This window comes from Mycobacterium sp. pR1184 (assembly GCF_041287235.1).
Taxonomy (GTDB): Bacteria; Actinomycetota; Actinomycetes; order Mycobacteriales; family Mycobacteriaceae; genus Mycobacterium.
In genome coordinates, this window is sequence record NZ_JBGGKR010000003.1 from 245,619 (window position 1) to 263,513 (window position 17,895).

A 17,895-nucleotide genomic window follows, 5' to 3' on the forward strand; every position below is an offset into this window, starting at 1 on the left:
GTGCTGCCCTACGATCCGGCCTTAGTCTTATACGCAGTGTCCAGTCGCTGGTGACTGTCGGGGTGCAGTGGTAAGGCCGTAGAAACGGCTGGTCGTGTCGAGGTAGTAGATGGTTCTGGATTTCGCGTTTTTGCCGCCGGAGATCAACTCGGCCCTGATGTACGGAGGTGCAGGCTCAGGGCCGCTGTTGGCTGCGGCCGCTGCCTGGGACGGCCTGGCCGCTGACATGTGGGCCTCGGCGTCGTCCTTCGACTCCGTCGTTTCGGGCCTGGCGTCGAATGGGCAGTGGACGGGTCCGTCGTCGGAGTCGATGGCGCAGGCTGCCGCACCGTATTTGCAGTGGTTGCACACCGCGGCGGCGCACGCCTCGATGTCGGCCGTGCAGGCCCGGGTGGCGGCGACGTCGTACGAGTCGGCATTCGCCGCGACGGTGCCTCCCGCGGCGATCGCCGCGAACCGTATCCAGCTGATGGTGTTGATCGCGACGAACATTCTGGGCCAGAACACGGCGGCGATCGCGGCCACCGAATTCGAATACATGGAGATGTGGCTTCAGGACGTGATGGCGATGTTCGGGTATCACGCCGGGGCGCAATCCGTCATGGCGGCATTGCCGTCGATCACATCGGCACCGTCGAGCCTGGCCGGCCTGTTCACGACGCCGCTGAGCACGCTGGCGTCGCAATTCGCCGGGGCGTTGTCGTCGGTGGGCGGTCAGATATTCGGCCCGGGCTTCTCCTCGGCGGTGACCGCGATCCAGTCCGCGTTGACCCAGGTGGGCTCGATAGTCACCTCGACGCCGGTTTCCTCGCTGATGTCGGTGGCCCAGATCGGGGTGTATCCGGCGACCACGTTGCCACCGATGATGGCGATGGCCCAGGGCACCGCGCCGGTGACGTCGCTGGCCGGTGCGACGAACATGGCGGCCACGGGTGCATCGCAGACCGTCGGTTCGACCGCACCGGCGATGCGAATGATGAGCGGCGACGGGAGCTGGGGCTCGTCCATCTCGGCCAGTCTGGGCCGGGCGCGGTTGGTGGGCGCGATATCGGTGCCCCCGGTGTGGCAGGGCTCGACGCCGGCCCCGATCGCCACTTCCGCGATGGCGGGTGCGGGAGCGTCCGGCGCCGTGGCCGAGCCGGTCGGATCGACCAGCGGCATGCCGATGCCCGCGCGGGTGGCCGCGGATCATGACAAACCGGCCGAAATGGTGGGCAAGGCCGGAACCAGTGCGACCCATGTGGTGCAGTCCCGGCCGAAGGTGGTACCGAGAAAGGGCGCGTGAACGAGGTCGCAGCGGGGCCGGGCGCAATTGCCGCGGCGGTCATACGAATGAATCGAGTGTGTCGCAAATTTCTCGGCATGCAGCCAACTTCTATTCATCGGTTACCCGCTTAATCAAACTATTAGGTACGGTTTGTGGCCGTGAATGATTCCGGGCGCGCAATGTTCGCCGGAAGGGGGCGTAGCGCAACCACCCCCGCGGTCGGGCGCTGGTCCTGTTTGTCGAGTCTGACGGGCCTGAGTCGGTGGCTGTCGCGCCGGCGGCCACGGCCACGAATGGGCCTGTCGCCTACTCGCAGAATCCCTGTCGAGCAACGGTTTTCGCGCTCATGACGGCCGGCCTGCCGGGTGCCGCATGCCACCCCGCCCGGTCCCATCCGGCAATGACCCGACTACGCGGCTCCAGCCGACCGCACTTCCGGGTTGGCGCGTGGCCGAATTTTCATGATTAACGTCGACAACAACCGTAAATTTCCAACAATTGTCCTTAGCTTTGCTTTAGTATGAAAAACACTCGGCGGCGAATTGTGCGCCGTTGGGGTCTGTGTGAACAGAGTTTCGGGTGTGGAAGGGGGCATCATGCTTTTGCCTCTTGGTTCACCTCTGCCGGACGATTCGGTCGCGGCAGTTCGGGGTGAGTCAGGCATGCTCGGTCGCTTGACGGTTCCGCTCAGTTGGGGCGTGGCCGTTCCGCCGGACGACTATGACCACTGGGCACCGGAGCGCGAGGAGCTCTCCGATGCCGCTGGCAAGGCGACCGACGGGCCGGATTCAGAGGCAGCTGCCGACGGCATGAGTGAGAAGAAGGAATGGGGGCATTGGAACGAATGGGGAGGCGACGCCGAACCTCGTTTCGAAGCGCCACGAACCGGCCGCGTTGTCCCGCATTCTCCGTGGGCCGGTTAGAGCGGAAGACGGTCGGCCAACGGGTCGGCAGGCTCCAGCCGGGCCTGACAGCTTTCGAGTAGTAGGGGCGTACCGAGCAATCGGTGCGCCCCTACTACTGTGCAAGGCTCAGAACCGCCCGCCGCCGCCCATGAAGCCGCCGTCAAAGCCGCCCGGCGACGAGTTCGACGAGCCGCCGAACGACGTCGGGCTCCAGCCGCCGAATCCGCCCCGCATTCCTGCGCTGAGCAGGTCGCCGATGATGATCCCGCCCAGCATCGCGCCGGCGTCGCCCCCGCGGCCGCGGGTGTAGGCGCGCTGGGCGGAGGCCACGTCGGAGTTGGCCAGCGACTGCGCATTGGCCGCCAGTGTTGACGCCGCGTTGGCGTGCGAGATCGCCTCGGCCGGGTTGGTCGACCGCTGGGCGTGTGCGGCGTCGAGATGCCGCTGGGCCTCGGCGAGGCGGGTGCGAGCTTCGGGCCCGATGCTGCCCCGGCGGGTGTCGATGTACTCCGAGACTCCCCGCACCCGCGATTCCGCGGTGAACAACGCCTGTTCGAGTGAACGGTTGAGCCGATCGGCGTCCGCCTGTTCCTTGGCCACCGTGGCCAGCAGCCGGTTGAGGTCGGAGTCTGCCTTGGCCAGTTGTGCGAAAGTGCCCAGCGGATCGGCCGATCCACCGCCGGCGGCGTCGACGGCTCGAATGGCGGCATTACGGGCCGCGGCGAGTTCGCCGGCATGCGGGGCTTTCGCGTTCTGCCCTTGCAGTTGCGTGCCGGCGTGCTGGATGCCGGCCTGGATGTCGCTCATCACCGCGGGCAGCCGCTCAACGGCACGCCGGATGTCGCCGGCCGCGTTGTCCACCGCATCGAGCAGCGCGCGAGCTTGGCCGAGCGCCGACTCGGCGGCTCGCACCGCATCGACCAAACCGCTCTGCTGGCCACTGACCGCATTGCCGGCCAGCGCACGCGCCGCGCTGATGTTGCGGTCGGCGAACGCCAGCCGCTCCTTGGTGGTGGCGGCATTGCCCGAAACCGAAGTCAGTGCCGCGGGGCCGAATTCCTTGTTCAACTCGGCCAGCCGCCGTTCGGCCGGCTCGACGCGGCTGGTCAGTTCGACGACTTGCTGGGTGAGCGCATCCAGGCGCGTGGCGGCGTTGACCACCAAATCGCGAAGCTGCTCGAACGCCGCGGTCTGTGCGTCCAGTTCGCGGTCGGCGGTGGCCGCCGACACGATTACCTGGGTGAGCAGATTGCGCTGCTGCTCGGGCGTCTCGGGCGTGACGTCGTCGAGTTGCTGACGGACCGTAAAGGCTTGGGCCAGCGCGGCTTTGGCGTTGTTGACGGCCCGGGTGAAGGGCTCGGTGCGCTCGGCGCCGAACTCGTCGACGGCCAAGGCGAGCTCGTTGGCGCTGGTGCGCACCGCGTTGTCGACCTCCACCACCATCGAGCGCGACAGGTCGTCGAGGGCGGTCAATGGCACGGCTGCCAGCGCGGTCGGATTGGTGGGGTCCACCCGGCGTGCGGCGGCCAGCTCGGCGCGGCGGCGTCGGCGGCGGCGATAACGCATGACCAACACCAAGGCCACTACCGCGACGATGACCAAACCCAGGGTGGCCAACAGCCAGAAGCGGCTCGACGAATTCGGCTGTGCATCAAGGCCATTCGCTGCAGAAATCGCAGCTCCACGCCAGTCCCCTTCGCGCAGAGCGGGTTCGATTTCGTTGCGGCGCAGCTCGTCCACCTGAGTTTGGGTCACGCCTTTCACCCCGGACGGCACCAGGAAGGCATACGCGCGCCCGGTGGTGGCCACCGCGAGCAGCGCGTCGTAGGTACCCAGATCACTTTCGCGGATGGTGCGTTGTGCCCAGGCCACCGAGTTCTCTCCAGAGAAGTCGTCGACATAGACCACCCACAGCCGGATGTGGCGGTTGTTGTACAGGTTGTCGATGGCTTCGCTTACATCGGTGCGGCCCGACGGCGACAATGCGCTCGCGTTGTCGGTGACATACCCCGACAGCCGGAACGGGGGCTGTGCGCCGCCGGCCGGTGCCACCAACAGCGCGGTGGCGAGCATCGTCAGGATCATGCCGAGGAAGCGGGCAATGCGCATAGGTCAATTTAGCGCCGGGGGAGACCGGGGCCGTGTCGCGGCATTGCCTGGCAGACTGTGCTGCGGTGACTAAGAAGGTGATCACGAACGTGCAAGACCCATACGACGACTTCGACCGTCAACGGCGGGTAGCCGAAGCGCCGAAGACCGCGGGTCTGCCGGGCACGGAAGGTCAGCACCGCACCGACTTCGCCCGGGACCGGGCGCGGGTGTTGCACAGCGCCGCGCTGCGCCGGTTGGCGGACAAGACACAAGTCGTCGGGCCCCGCGAAGGGGACACCCCGCGCACCCGGCTGACACACTCGCTCGAGGTCGCGCAGATCGGCCGCGGCATGGCGATCGGGCTGGGTTGCGATCTCGACCTCGTCGAGCTCGCCGGGTTGGCTCACGATATCGGTCATCCGCCCTACGGTCACAACGGCGAGCGCGCACTCAACGAGATCGCCGACCAGTACGGCGGATTCGAAGGCAATGCCCAGAACTTTCGCATTCTCAACGGTCTTGAGCCCAAAGTGCTTGACGGCCAAGGTAATAGCGCGGGGTTGAACCTGACCCGTGCTTCGCTGGATGCGGTCACCAAATATCCGTGGACACGTCGTGACGGTGTCCGCAAATTCGGGTTCTACGAAGAGGACCGCGAGGTTGCGGACTGGATGCGCGCGGGGGCGCCGCGGGACCGAGTGTGTCTGGAAGCGCAGGTGATGGACTGGGCAGACGACGTCGCCTACTCGGTGCACGACGTCGAGGACGGTGTCGTCTCACAGCGCATCGATTTGCGGGTACTCGCCGACGACGACGAGGCCGCGGCGCTGGCGAAGCTGGGGGAGAGCGAGTTCTCCCGGGTGAGCGCCGACGATTTCATGGCGGCCGCGCGCCGGCTGTCGGGGCTGCCGGTGGTCGCCGCGGTCGGCAAGTACGACGCGACGCTGGCCGCGTCGGTCGCCCTCAAGCAGTTGACCAGTGAACTGGTGGGCAGATTCGCCTCGGCCGCGATCGCGACTACGCACGCGGCGGCGGGTACTGGGCCGCTGGTGCGCTTCCAGGCCGACTTGCAGGTGCCCGACTTGGTGCGGGCCGAGGTCGCGCTGCTGAAGATTCTGGCGTTGCAATTCATCATGTCCGACCCGCGGCATCTGGAAACTCAGGCTCGGCAGCGCGACCGCATTCATCAAGTGGCGCAGTGGTTGTACGCCGGAGCTCCGCGCACGCTTGACCCCTTCTTCGCCTCGGCATTCACCACCGCCGCTGACGACGCCGCCCGCTTGCGGGTGATCATCGATCAGATCGCCTCGTTCACCGAAGGCCGGCTGGAGCGAATCGATGCCAGCCCGGCGAGCCCGTAACGGGCTTGTGGCACCCGTTAGGCTGCGGGCATGAGCAGAAACACCGTTGTTGCCGCCGCCCTGTTCTCGATGCCGGTCGTGGTCATGACCGCGTGCAGTTCGCCTCAGCACGCGAGCACTCAGCCGGGTACGACGCCGCCGGTGCTCAGCGGGTCCCCGAGCTCGTCGACGACATCGGGTCCGGCGCCCAGCGGCCAGGCCCTTTCGGCTCAACTCAAATCGCCCGACGGCAAACAGGTCGCCACCGCCACCTTCGACTTCACCGACGGATACGTCACGATCACCGTCAAGACGGACACCCCGGGCATCCTGGCGCCCGGTCTACACGGCATGCACGTGCATGAGATCGGCAAGTGCGAGCCGAACTCGGTGGCCCCCAGCGGCGGTGCGCCCGGGAACTTCTTGTCGGCGGGTGGCCACTACCAGGCGCCGGGACACACCGGGAAGCCCGAAAGCGGCGACCTGTCGTCCCTGGATGTGCGCAAGGACGGCTCGGCTTACCTGGTGACCACCACCGACGCGTTCACCAGGGACGAGCTGCTGGCGGGCAACAGGACGGCCCTGATGCTGCACGGCGTGCAGGACAGCGACATGGCGATGGAGCGGGTGGCGTGCGGCGTGATCGGTCCGGCCAGCTGAGCTGGTCGTCACGGGTTTGATGGGACAGCCGTATCCGGCGTCCTAGACTGAGCCGATGGCTGGCCGGATCTCCGATCGTGATATCGCCGCCATCCGTGAACGCGCCCGCATCGAGGAAGTCGTCGGCGATTACGTCCAGCTGCGCCGGGCGGGAGCGGACTCGCTGAAGGGGTTGTGCCCCTTCCACAACGAGAAGTCCCCGTCGTTTCACGTCCGCCCCAACCACGGCCACTTCCACTGCTTCGGCTGCGGTGAGGGCGGCGACGTGTACGCGTTCATCCAGAAGATCGAACACGTCAGCTTTGTCGAAGCCGTCGAACTGCTCGCCGACCGGATCGGCCACACCATCACCTACACCGGCGCCGCGGCCACCAACGTGCAGCGCGATCGCGGCAGTCGCAGCAGGCTGATCGCGGCCAACGCCGCCGCGGCCGAGTTCTACGCGGCGGAGCTGGAGTCCGACGAAGCGGCGCCGGCGCGCCAGTATCTGAAGGAGCGCAACTTCGACGCCGAGGCCGCCCGTCGCTTCGGCTGCGGATTCGCGCCGTCGGGCTGGGAGAAGCTGACAAAGCATTTGCAGCGCAAGGGTTTCGAGTTCAAGGAGCTCGAGGCCGCGGGCCTGTCCCGGGAGGGGCGCCGGGGGCCGATGGACCGCTTCCATCGCAGGCTGCTGTGGCCGATCCGCAGCTCGGCCGGTGAGGTGATCGGGTTCGGGGCCCGGCGGTTGTTCGACGACGACCCGATGGAAGCCAAGTACGTCAACACGCCCGAGACACTGCTGTACAAGAAGTCGTCGGTGATGTTCGGCATCGACCTGGCCAAGCGCGACATCGCCCGGGGACACCAGGCCGTCGTCGTCGAGGGCTACACCGACGTGATGGCGATGCATCTGGCCGGGGTCACCACGGCGGTCGCGTCGTGCGGCACCGCGTTCGGCGACGAGCATCTGTCCATGCTGCGCCGGCTGATGATGGACGACAGTTTCTTCCGCGGCGAATTGATCTACGTTTTCGACGGCGACGCGGCCGGCCGGGCGGCCGCGCTCAAGGCCTTCGGCGGCGAGCAGAATCTCGCGGGGCAGTCGTTCGTCGCGGTCGCCCCCGACGGAATGGATCCCTGCGATCTACGGCTGGCGTCCGGTGACGGCGCGCTGCGTGACCTGGTGGCGCGACGAACTCCGTTGTTCGAGTTCGCCATTCGCACGGCGATCGCCGAGTTCGACCTCGACAACGCCGAAGGAAGAGTCGCCGCGCTGCGTCGCTGTGTGCCGATGGTGGGCCAGATCAAGGACTCCACGCTGCGCGACGAATACGCCCGCCAGCTCGCCGGCTGGGTGGGTTGGGACGACGTCGCACAGGTCATCGACCGGGTGCGGACCGAGGCCAAGAAATCCAAGGTCCCAACGGCCCGGCCTGGTTCGGCGCCGAGTCCGCGCCGCGGCGCCGACGCGCCGGCGCCGAGTGCTCCGGTCGACCGCGCCGCCGGCCGCCCCGACCCGCGCGACCCGACGTTGTGGCCCCAGCGCGAGGCGCTCAAGTCGGCATTGCAGTATCCGGCGTTGGCCGGCCCGGTGTTCGACACGCTGACCGTCGAGAGCTTCACCCACCCGGGGTACGCGGCAGTGCGCGCGGCCATCGATGCGGCCGGCGGCACGTCGACCGGCATCACCGGCGCGCAGTGGATCGACACGGTGCGCCGTCAGACCACCTCGACCCTGACCGCCGCACTGATCACCGAACTCGGCGTGGAGGCTGTCACCGTCGACGACGAAAAGCTGCCGCGCTACATCGGCGGGGTCATGGCGCGGCTGCAGGAGGTGTGGATGGGCCGCCAGATCGCCGAGGTCAAGTCCAAGCTGCAGCGCATGTCACCGATCGACCAGGGCGACGAGTACCACGCGTTGTTCGGCGACCTGGTTGCCATGGAGGCATACCGGCGCAGCCTGCTCGAGCAGGCTAGCGGCGACGATCTGACGGTGTAAGGGCCTCGTCGGCCGGCCGCTCGACCTCGCGCTGCACGACGGCCGTCTCGTTGTCGATCTCGGCCACGGTGACAAAACCCGCGTCGGGCGAGATCGTGTTCGCGATCTTGCGCCGTCCCCCCTCGATCATCGAACGGGCCATCGGACTACTGGTCAGCGCGCGATAGGTACCGACGAGCTGCTCGTACCGGCGACGGCCGGCTTTCGAGCCCAGCACGTAGCCCAGTCCGAGCACGACGACATATCGGATCAAAGGGTCCCTCCCCACGACGGTGCGGATGGGTCCATCCTGCCTCACTCGGCGCAGTGCGTGCGCGCCCGATCGGTGTAGCGGGACGCGCACGGCCAGCCGGCGAACTTGGGCGCGGCCGTGCCAGTACGCTAGAGTCGTCCAGCGATCCGCGCCAGATTTCGCGCGGGCCGGGTTAATCCCCTGTAGCTCAATTGGCAGAGCATTCGGCTGTTAACCGAAGGGTTGGTGGTTCGAGTCCACCCGGGGGAGCAGGCAACGGCGCATCTTTAGTCCAGCGTGCTCGAGAGCGCCAGCAACAGGGGGCTCGAGATCCATGGTTCGAAATTTGACCTGTGTACAGAGCATGGTGCGTTTACGTCACCGTCAGTTAAATCGCGATGCGTACGGTTGGCCCGTCTCACTCGTGTGTGCCCGCACATGACGGCAGGAGGGTGGTGTCGGGCGGTGCCGTTGACCGGATTGGTGACCACATTCGACGCTGTCATTCGCGCCGGCTACCCGCATGGCGTGCCGTACGCCGACTACGTCCCGCTGCTGGCGCTGCTGCGCCGGCGCATGCCCGACAACGCGGTGGCCGCGGTGGCGACCCACGTCGCGGCCTGCGGTGAGCTCAACATCGACGCCTCCGACATCCAGGCCGCTATCACCCGCGTCGCGGCCGAACTGCCCTGCGCGGCCGATCTCGAACGTGTCCAGGGCCGGCTCGCGGCGATCGTCGAATTGACCCAACAGCCCGCGTAATCACGCGCCTAGTCATAGCTGGGGCGCCACATCGTGTCGAGGGCGACTTGGCGAGGGTCGTCGTGGGTTCGGGTGGCGACCCCGTCCGCGACGGCGGCATGATAGACGGCCTCGGCGACCGCAGACGAGATCGCGCACAAGTTCTGCACATCCGGCAGCAGTGAGTCCCCGATTTTCGTTGGGCTGGCCTGTCCCGCAATGGCTTTCGCGGCCGCGTGCAACATGGCCGGGGTTAGCCTCCGTGCTCCGGCTACGATGATGCCCAGCCCGAGCCCGGGGAACACCAGCACGTTGTTGGCCTGGCCGATGGTGTAGGTGAGGCCGTTGTATTCGGTTGGGGCGACCGGGGTTCCGGTCGCTACCAGCGCCCGGCCGTTCGACCACGCCAGCACGTCGGCCGGCATGGCTTCCATCCGTGAGGTCGGGTTGGACAGCGGGAAGATCATCGGGCGTTCGCAGGACGCTGTCATCGCCTCCACGACCTCGCGGGTGAATGCGCCGAAAACGGTTGAGCATCCCAGCAGCAGCGTGGGGGAGGCCAATTGGATGGCGTCGACCAGACCGATTCGTTCGTCGGCCGCCACCCCCAACTGTTGACGATTCTTGGCGTAGGGCACCTGGAAATCGCGCAGGTCGTCCATGTCGTCGAAAAGCAACCCCTGCTTGTCGATCGCCCATATCGCAGACGTGGCCTGCTCGATGCTGGCGCCGTCGTCGACCATCGCGTCGCGGATCTGGTCCGCGACACCGATTCCGGCGGTTCCGGCGCCGAACACGATCGTCTTCTGCTTTCGAAGGGGCACCCCGGTGACATGCGCTCCGCCGTGCGCGGCGGCCACCACCACGGCGCCGGTACCCTGCACGTCATCGTTGAACACGCAGTAGTCGTCGCCGTAGGTCCGCAGGATCTTGCGCGCGTTGATCGGCCCGAAGTCCTCGAAATGCAGGATGGCCTTGGGGAACAACCGGTTGGCGGTCTCGATGTAGCGCTTAATGAAGTCGTCGTATTCGGCGCCCTGGCGCCGCGGGTGGCGATTGCCCAGATAGTACGGATCCTGCAGCAGCTGTTCGTTATTCGTGCCGACATCGAGTGACACCGCGATACAGCGGCGTGGGTCGATACCGCCGCCGGCGGTGTAGAGCGCCAACTTGCCTACCGCGATTTGAATGCCGCCGACGCCCCAGTCGCCGATGCCCAGGATGGCTTCGGCGTCGGTGCACACGATCAGGTCGACATCGTCGGATCCCAAGCCGAACGTCTGGAATGCGTCGGCGATCTCGTCGGGTTCGTCGATGCTCAGAAACAGGCCGCGCTGACCGCGGTATTCGTCGGAGAAGCGTTGAATGGCCTCGCCGACCGTGGGTGTGTAGACCACCGGCATCAGCTCGGGTAGGTGATCTTCGAGCACTTTGTAATACAGCAACTCGTGGCGGTAGTGCAGCTGCTCAAGAAGCAGATTGCGCCCGAGATCCGTTGACATGCTTTGTAATTGGTGCCAAACTCGGTCGGCTTGCTGTTCCAGTGTGAGCACCGCCGACGGAAGCCGCCCGGTCAGCCCGAGCCGCCGCCGCTCTTCGTGAGTGAAGCCGACGCCGCGGTTGAGGCTGGGCGAGGACATCGCTGTCGGAATCCGTGGCACGTGGCCGTCGCTCATCGGAAGCCTCCGTTGTCGAGTCGGTACGTCAAGTCACGGTAGCGCTGATCGCGGTAAACGGATCTTGAAGAGCAACTGAAAGCCGCGTCAGATGGAGAAGTCCTCGCCGTGCCACACCCCGGCTTCGGGCGGCCTGATTAGCCGGCCGTTCTCGGTGTCGTCCCCGCTTGCGGCTTCGAGCCGCGCCACCCGGGTGAGCAGGGACTGCAGGCTGACGCCGACCAGATCGGGCATCAGCGCGTCGTCCTCGTGGCCGCGGGCCAGGCGGGTGACGACCTGACCGGGAACGCCGACGACGACGGAGCTGGTCGGTACCTCTTTGACGACGACGGCGTTGGCGCCGATCCGGCTGTCGTCGCCGATTTTGATCGGGCCCAGGACCTTGGCGCCGGCGCCGATAATGACGCGGTCACCGATCGTGGGATGGCGTTTGCCGAGATCCGCGCCCGTGCCGCCGAGCGTGACGCCGTGATAGATCGTGACGTCGTCGCCCACCTCCGCGGTTTCGCCGATCACGATGCCGGTGGCGTGGTCGATGAACAGCCCTGAGCCCAGAGTCGCGCCCGGATGGATCTCAACCCCGGTCAGGATGCGGGTGAGTTCCGCCAGTACGCGTGCGGCCAGCCGGGCGCCGCGGTTCCATAGTCGGTGGCTGATCCGATGACCCCAGATCGCGTGCACGCCGGGGTAGGCGAAGATGACCTGCAGCGTCGTCGGCCTGGCCGGGTCTCGGTCCTTGGCCGCCCGGATGTCGCGCCGCATGGTCTCGAACATGACTAGTCCGCCAGGTCGGCGAAAAGCGGCGTACTCAAATACCGTTCACCGAAGGACGGCAACACGACGACGATCAGCTTGCCGGCATTCTCCGGCCGACGGGCGACTTGAAGCGCCGCCACCACAGCCGCACCGGACGAGATGCCGACCAGCAGCCCCTCCTCGCGGGCCAGTCGCCGGGCCAGGTTGATCGAATCGTCGTTGCCGACGGCGATGATCTCGTCTACCAGATCGAGGTCGAGCACCGGCGGGATGAATCCGGCGCCGATGCCCTGAATGGGGTGCGGTCCCTTCTGGCCACCGGACAGGACCGGCGACGCGGCCGGCTCGACGGCCACGAATTGCACCGAGGGTTTGCGTTCCTTGATGATCTGGGCGACACCGGTGAGGGTGCCGCCGGTGCCGACACCCGCTACGAAGAAATCGATTTTGCCGTCGGTGTCGCGCCAGACCTCTTCGGCGGTGGTCTTGCGGTGTATCGCCGGGTTGGCCGGGTTCTCGAACTGCTGAGGCACGAAATAGCGCTGGTCGGTTTTGGCCAGTTCCTCCGCCTTTGCGATGGCTCCGGGCATGCCGTCCGAACCGGGAGTGAGGATGATCTCGGCGCCGTAGGCGCGCAACACCTTGCGGCGTTCGATACTCATCGTCTCCGGCATCGTCAGCACCAGCTTGTAGCCGCGCGCCGCGGCCACCATAGCCAATGCGATCCCGGTGTTACCGCTCGTCGGCTCGAGAATGATGGTGTCTGGCTTGATCAAGCCCGCCTCCTCGGCGGCGTCGATCATCGCCACGCCCAAGCGGTCCTTCACGCTATTCGCCGGGTTGAACGATTCCAGCTTGGCAACGACGTCCGCACCTGCGCCGGCGGTGACCCGGTTCAACCGGACCAGCGGCGTCCGTCCAACGAGCTGGGTGATGTCCTCGGCGATGCTCATGAAACTTCCTCCACGATATCGATGTAAGATTCGTCAGCCGGGCAGGTGATGTCGGATATGCTGCACATCAACGTTATTGGCACTTGGAATAGTCCTATGAGTCCGGATACGGCGGTTGCCTGGTTGGCGATGGTAGGGGTTCGTCGGTGATCGCAAAGGCCTCGCGTGCTGTGATTTCGAATGAGAAGAATGCGCCGGGAAATCAACGACAGCAGCAACAACAACAGTCCACAGCTAGGCAGCGCGTGAGGACAAGGCGCGGCTGTATGGCCTGGTGCATAGGCACCACTATAGGGCACGGCCTATAGGCCCAGTTCAGGTCGCTGGCGTCGGGCTACTTCGTGGCGCCTACCGCCCGCGCTATTGGTATGCGGGCAGTACCTTCCACCGATGAAATATCAACGGCGACAAGCGATCTGACCGATCACGGCGTGGGGCCGGGGGAGCCGACTTGCGTCGGCGCAGGTCGTTCGGTGTGCTACCCGGCGTGGCGCCGATCGTCGCTCAGCCACTCGACATGCGACTGCTCCACGTCGGCATCGTCGGTCTGGGAGTCGGCCCGGTCGACGTCGGAGTCATGTGCGTGCGGGCGTAGCGCGCACCAGCGCTTGCGGGTGAGGTGCTGCATGTAGACCTTGTCACGCTGGGCGTAGGAGAACGCAAAATCCAGGTTGATCGGCAGTCCCGCCCACGCAACTTCACCCGTCGGTAATTCCTGGTCACCGAGGTGTTCGTCAGTCGTCATGCAGGCACCCCTTCATCGCGTACGCACCTGTTGTTGAGCACATGGTGCGACAGCGATGTTTCAGCCACGCTTGTCCGGCGTTTCCGCCGTATTACGAAGTCCTAGTAGACGTCGCGGTGGTAGCGCTTGTCCGCGCTGAGCGATTGGACGTATTCTTTCGCCTCGTCCAGGTCGAGGTTGCCGTGCTCGGCCGCGATGTCGCACAGCGCGCGGTCGACGTCTTTGGCCATGGGGTCGGCACTGCCACAGACATACAGCTGGGCGCCGTCCTGCAACCAGCTCCACAGCTCGGCGCCACGCTTGCGCATCAGGTGCTGGACGTAGACCTTCTCCTGCTGGTCCCGGGAGAACGCCAGGTCCAGCTCGGTCAGGAGCCCGTCGGCGTGCATCTTCTCGATCTCGTCGCGGTAGTAGTAGTCCGTCTCGGCGTGTTGTTCGCCGAAGAACAGCCAGTTGGGCCCGGTGTGGCCGAGGGCGCGGCGCTCCTGCAGGAAGCCGCGAAACGGCGCGATACCGGTTCCGGGGCCGATCATGATCATCGGCGTCTCTGACTCACGCGGCGGCCGGAAGTTGCTCGACGGCTGCAGGTAGACGGCCACGCGATCGCCGGGGGAGCGGTCGGCAAGGTAGGTCGAACATACCCCGCGGCGGGGGACGCCCTGGAAGTTGTAGCGCACCGGAGAGACGGTCAGGTGAGCTTCGCCCGGGCACTCCTTGGGGCTCGACGAGATCGAGTACAGCCGCGGTTGCAGGCGTTTGAGGACCCGCAGCCACTCGTGGGCCGACGCGTACACCGGCAGCTGCGCCAGCAGGTCGATTGACTGGCGTCCCCAGGTCCAATTGCTCAGGGCGGCTTTGTTTTCCGGCCTCAGCAGTTCCGCGAGTTTCGGGTCGCCGGTGCGCTCCTGCACGAACCGCACCAGGTCCCGGCTGATGTGGGCGATCTCGATTCGCTCGGTGAGCGCGGAACGCAGCGACATCAGGCCGTGCTCGCCGACCTCGACCGGCGTCTGCCCGTTCAGTCCGGTGACCGACAGCCATTCGTCGACCAGCTGGTCGTTGTTGCGCGGCCACACCCCGAGCGCGTCGCCCGCTTCGTAGCTGGCAGCCTCATCGGAAACGTCGAAGACGATCTGCCGTACGTCTTTTGCGGAGTTCGGCCCGCTGAGGGTGATGTTGCTGATCATGTTGGTGACCAGCGGGCGCTTCTTGTTGTACGCGGGCGCCTGGGGGCGGGCCGCCGGACGGGGCGCGGACGTGGCGGGGGACGGCGAAGGGGCGCCGACGCGGGTGGGGGTGCGCCGCAGCGCCTCGATCACCCCGCTCATCCAGCCGGCGGCGGCCTCCTCGTAGTCGGGTTCGCAGTCGACGCGGTTGACGATCCGGGTCGCGCCCAGCTCCGCCAGCCGCTCGTCGAGCTTGCGCCCGAAACCGCAGAAGTCGTCATAGTTCGAATCGCCCAGGGCCAATACGGCATAGCGGGTGCCGGACAGCGGCGGTGCGCCGTCGCCGGTCAGCGCGCGCCACAGCGCGGCACCGTTATCGGGTGCGTCGCCGTCACCGGTGGTGCTGGTGATCACCAGCAGTTCTCGCGTGGTGGCCAGGTCGGCCACCGGGAACTCACCCATGCTGTGCGACGCAACCTGTAGCGACGCCTCTGCGAGCTGGGCAACGCAGTCGGCGGCGAGTTCTTCGGCGTTGCCGGTCTGCGACGCCCACAACACCACGACCGGAGCTTGATTCGGTTCTGCCGCGGTCACCGGGGCCGCGGGCGGGCCGGCCGGCGCCTGCGCGGCGGGGGAGGCCGGGGTGAAAGCCGGCATCGGCGCCGGCGCCTCGGTGCGCGCGAACATCCCCGCGAGCAGACCGTCGACCCACAGCCGGGTGTTGGCGTCGAGTGGGGCGTTGAGCGGCAGGGTGGGGACCCCGGCCGTGCGGCGGCCGGCCTCCGACCGCAATCCAGCCAGCACCCCGGCCAGATAAGTGCGGCCCAGTGGACCCAGTTGGGGGGCAGGTTCGTTTGCGATACCGAGGATTTCGGCGAGGGCGTCAACCTGTGACACGCTGATTTCCATAACTTCCGTAGCAGCGGGCTCTGCTGTGCCGGTGGCCAACGAAGGCTCGGGCTCCATGTCGGATTCGGTTGTGGCGGAGGCGATCTTGGTGACGGTGATCGCGCACGCCTTGAACTCGGGCTGGAAAGACACCGGGTCCACGGCGTCATTGGTGACCGCGTTGATCGACAAGTATTCGCCGAACGCGTCGTTCCAGTGGAAGGGCGCAAAACAGTTGCCCGGCCGCACCCGGTCGGTGAGGGCGGCGGGAAGCACGGCTCGCCCACGGCGCGAAGCGATTTCGACCTGATCGCCATCGGCGATCTCGAGCCGCGCGGCGTCGTCCGGGTGGATTTCGACGAACGGTCCCGAGTTGAGTTTGTTGAGTTTGGCCACCTTGCCGGTCTTGGTCATCGTGTGCCATTGGTGCGGGAGGCGACCGGTGTTGAGCAGGAACGGGTAGTCGTCATCCGGCATCTCGTCGGGCGACAGGTGCGGTCGGGCGAAGAACATCGCCCGACCGTTCGCGGTGGGGAAGGCCAACCGTGGCACCGTGCCGTCCTCGCGGACCAGCTGAGTCTGGCTGACGCCGTCGTTGCGGTAGCGGATCGGGTTGCGGTCATCGGCGCCATCGGGCGGACACGGCCACTGCAGCGGAGTCTGCCGCAGCCGGTCATAGCTCGCACCGCGCAGGTCGTAGCCCGTCTTGGGATTCCAGAACCGCTTGATCTCCTCGAAAACCTCCTCGGCGCAGTCATAGCTGAAGGCATCCGAAAAGCCCATCTCGCAAGCGATTCGGGCGATGATCTGCCAGTCCGGCATCGCCTGTCCGGGCGCTTGCACGGCCGGCTGGAACAGCGTTAGGTTGCGCTCGGAGTTGATCATCACGCCTTCGGACTCTGTCCACAACGCGGCGGGCAGCAACACGTCGGCGTAGCCGTTGGTCTCGGTCTCGAGGAAGGCGTCCTGGGCGATCACCAGCTCGGCGTTCTCCAGACCGGCCAGTACCGTCTTCCGATTGGCAACGCTGGCAACGGGATTGGTGCAGATGATCCAGCAGGCCTTGATCTCTCCGTTGGCCATGCGGGAGAACATGTCGACGGTGCCGGTACCGACCTCGGTGCGCAGCGTTCCGCGGGGGATTCCCCACTGGTCCTCGACAAAGTCGCGATCTGCCGCCGATGTCACCACCCGCTGGCCCGGCAGACCGGGTCCCATGTAACCCATTTCGCGCCCGCCCATCGCATTGGGTTGCCCGGTGAGCGAGAACGGGCCGCTGCCCGGCTTGCAGATCGCCCCGGTCGCCAAGTGCAGGTTGCAGATCGCATTGGTGTTCCAGGTGCCGTGGGTGCTCTGGTTGAGCCCCATCGTCCAGCAGGTCACGAAGTTCTCGGCTTCGCCGATCCAGCGGGCCGCGGTCCGGATGTCGTCGGCGGGGATGCCCGTGGTCTTGCTGACCCGCTCCGGCGTGAAATGTTCGAGGAAACTCGGCATCTCATCCCAGCCCTCGGTGAACTCGGCGATGAATTCCGGGTCGGTGTGGCCGTTTTCGACGATCAGGTGCAGCAGTCCGTTGAGCAGAGCCAGGTCTGTGCCAGACGAGATCTGCAGGAAGAGGTCGGCTTTTTCCGCGGTCGCGGTGCGGCGCGGGTCGACGACGATAAGCTTGGCGCCGGCCTTGACCCGGTCCATCATCCGCAGGAACAGAATCGGATGGCAGTCGGCCATATTGGCGCCGATGACGAAGAAGACGTCGGCCTTCTCGAAATCCTGATAGGACCCGGGCGGTCCGTCCGCGCCCAGCGACAGCTTGTAGCCGGACCCCGCGCTGGCCATGCACAGTCGCGAGTTCGACTCGATCTGGTTGGTGCCGATGAAACCCTTGGTCAACTTGTTCGCGAGGTACTGCGCCTCCAGCGACATCTGCCCGGATACGTACAGGGCGAAGGCATCCGGGCCGTGCTCGTCGATGATGGCCCGCAGCTGCGTGGCGGAGCGGGTGATCGCGGCGTCGATGTCGATCCGCGCCAAGGATTCGCCACGGTCGGCGCGCCAATACGCCGAATCCATCCGGCCCGGTGCGGCCAGCATGTCCGCGGTCGTTGTGCCTTTGGTGCACAGGCGGCCGAAGTTGGCCGGGTGGCTTTTGTTTCCAACAGATTTCGCAACGTGACGGTCGTCGCTGCCGGGGTCGGTTGTGATCTGCAGCACCATGCCGCAGCCCACGCCACAGTAGGCGCACATGCTGTTCACGGTGTCCTGACCGTGGTCTGCAGCCACGCCTACGACCTCCTTCCGGGCGCGCAAGGGTCTATCCGCTAAATCGTGCGACAAGGATGTTTCGGCATCGGGCGTCCGATGTTTCCGCCGTTTTACGGCTTGATCTCACCGGCTCCGGACGCAAATGTGAGATGTCCGGAAAATCCGCCGCCAAGCACGTAGTCGCAGGTCAGCATTGATCCGCGACTGAGGCCAGATTACCCACCGATCCTTC

At 66.3% G+C, this 17,895-nt stretch carries 13 protein-coding genes and 1 tRNA gene; 7 read left to right on the forward strand and 7 right to left on the reverse strand.

Translation table 11 applies throughout. The annotated features are described in order from the left end of the window. Nucleotides 1-109: 109 nt before the first annotated feature. Both ACAG21_RS06970 and ACAG21_RS06975 read left to right on the forward strand, forming a co-directional pair. Nucleotides 110-1,285, forward strand: a complete 1,176-nt coding sequence (locus tag ACAG21_RS06970; protein ID WP_370495224.1) for a PPE family protein — start codon at nt 110-112, stop codon at nt 1,283-1,285. 644 nt (nt 1,286-1,929) lie between these two features. Beyond that, entirely contained in the window at nt 1,930-2,190 is a 261-nt protein-coding gene (locus ACAG21_RS06975) for a hypothetical protein (RefSeq protein ID WP_370495225.1), read from the forward strand. A 108-nt stretch (nt 2,191-2,298) separates the two neighbouring features. Here the strand turns inward: ACAG21_RS06975 and ACAG21_RS06980 are convergent, their stop codons facing one another. Beyond that, the gene (locus tag ACAG21_RS06980) at nt 2,299-4,281 is read right to left on the reverse strand and encodes a TPM domain-containing protein (RefSeq protein WP_370495226.1); all 1,983 of its coding nucleotides are present in this window, start codon (nt 4,279-4,281) and stop codon (nt 2,299-2,301) included. Between the two features lie 65 nt (nt 4,282-4,346). Between ACAG21_RS06980 and ACAG21_RS06985 the strand changes: the two genes are divergently transcribed. Genes ACAG21_RS06985 through dnaG form a run of 3 tightly spaced genes read left to right on the forward strand, consistent with a single transcriptional unit; the run spans nt 4,347 to nt 8,244 of the window. Continuing rightward, a complete protein-coding gene (locus ACAG21_RS06985) occupies nt 4,347-5,624 on the forward strand; it encodes a deoxyguanosinetriphosphate triphosphohydrolase (protein WP_370495227.1) in 1,278 nt (425 codons plus the stop codon). Between the two features lie 30 nt (nt 5,625-5,654). After that, nucleotides 5,655-6,263, forward strand: a complete 609-nt coding sequence (locus ACAG21_RS06990) for a superoxide dismutase family protein (RefSeq protein WP_096289087.1) — start codon at nt 5,655-5,657, stop codon at nt 6,261-6,263. A gap of 55 nt (nt 6,264-6,318) precedes the next feature. Then, entirely contained in the window at nt 6,319-8,244 is a 1,926-nt protein-coding gene (gene dnaG, locus ACAG21_RS06995; protein ID WP_370495228.1) for a DNA primase, read from the forward strand. Here the strand turns inward: dnaG and ACAG21_RS07000 are convergent. Further along, nucleotides 8,219-8,497, reverse strand: a complete 279-nt coding sequence (locus ACAG21_RS07000) for a hypothetical protein (protein WP_342928062.1) — start codon at nt 8,495-8,497, stop codon at nt 8,219-8,221. The two genes, dnaG and ACAG21_RS07000, sit on opposite strands and share 26 nt — an antisense overlap. Before the next feature lie 176 nt (nt 8,498-8,673). On the opposite strand from ACAG21_RS07000, the gene ACAG21_RS07005 reads away from it, so the two are divergent. Both ACAG21_RS07005 and ACAG21_RS07010 read left to right on the forward strand, forming a co-directional pair. Then, nucleotides 8,674-8,746 (forward strand) — tRNA-Asn (locus tag ACAG21_RS07005). A gap of 168 nt (nt 8,747-8,914) precedes the next feature. Beyond that, nucleotides 8,915-9,238, forward strand: a complete 324-nt coding sequence (locus ACAG21_RS07010) for a DUF3349 domain-containing protein (RefSeq protein ID WP_370495229.1) — start codon at nt 8,915-8,917, stop codon at nt 9,236-9,238. An 8-nt stretch (nt 9,239-9,246) separates the two neighbouring features. On the opposite strand, the gene ACAG21_RS07015 is transcribed toward ACAG21_RS07010, so the two are convergent. The 5 genes from ACAG21_RS07015 to ACAG21_RS07035 form a co-directional block, all read right to left on the reverse strand. After that, a complete protein-coding gene (locus tag ACAG21_RS07015) occupies nt 9,247-10,893 on the reverse strand; it encodes an NAD-dependent malic enzyme (RefSeq protein ID WP_370495230.1) in 1,647 nt (548 codons plus the stop codon). Between the two features lie 87 nt (nt 10,894-10,980). Beyond that, the gene (gene cysE / locus ACAG21_RS07020; RefSeq protein ID WP_370495231.1) at nt 10,981-11,667 is read right to left on the reverse strand and encodes a serine O-acetyltransferase; all 687 of its coding nucleotides are present in this window, start codon (nt 11,665-11,667) and stop codon (nt 10,981-10,983) included. 2 nt (nt 11,668-11,669) lie between these two features. Next, a complete protein-coding gene (gene cysK, locus ACAG21_RS07025; protein WP_370495232.1) occupies nt 11,670-12,602 on the reverse strand; it encodes a cysteine synthase A in 933 nt (310 codons plus the stop codon). 478 nt (nt 12,603-13,080) lie between these two features. Further along, entirely contained in the window at nt 13,081-13,347 is a 267-nt protein-coding gene (locus ACAG21_RS07030; RefSeq protein ID WP_370495233.1) for a hypothetical protein, read from the reverse strand. 101 nt (nt 13,348-13,448) lie between these two features. Next, on the reverse strand, nt 13,449-17,645 hold the full coding sequence (locus ACAG21_RS07035; RefSeq protein WP_370495481.1) for a molybdopterin-dependent oxidoreductase: 4,197 nt from the start codon (nt 17,643-17,645) through the stop codon (nt 13,449-13,451). Nucleotides 17,646-17,895 lie beyond the last annotated feature (250 nt).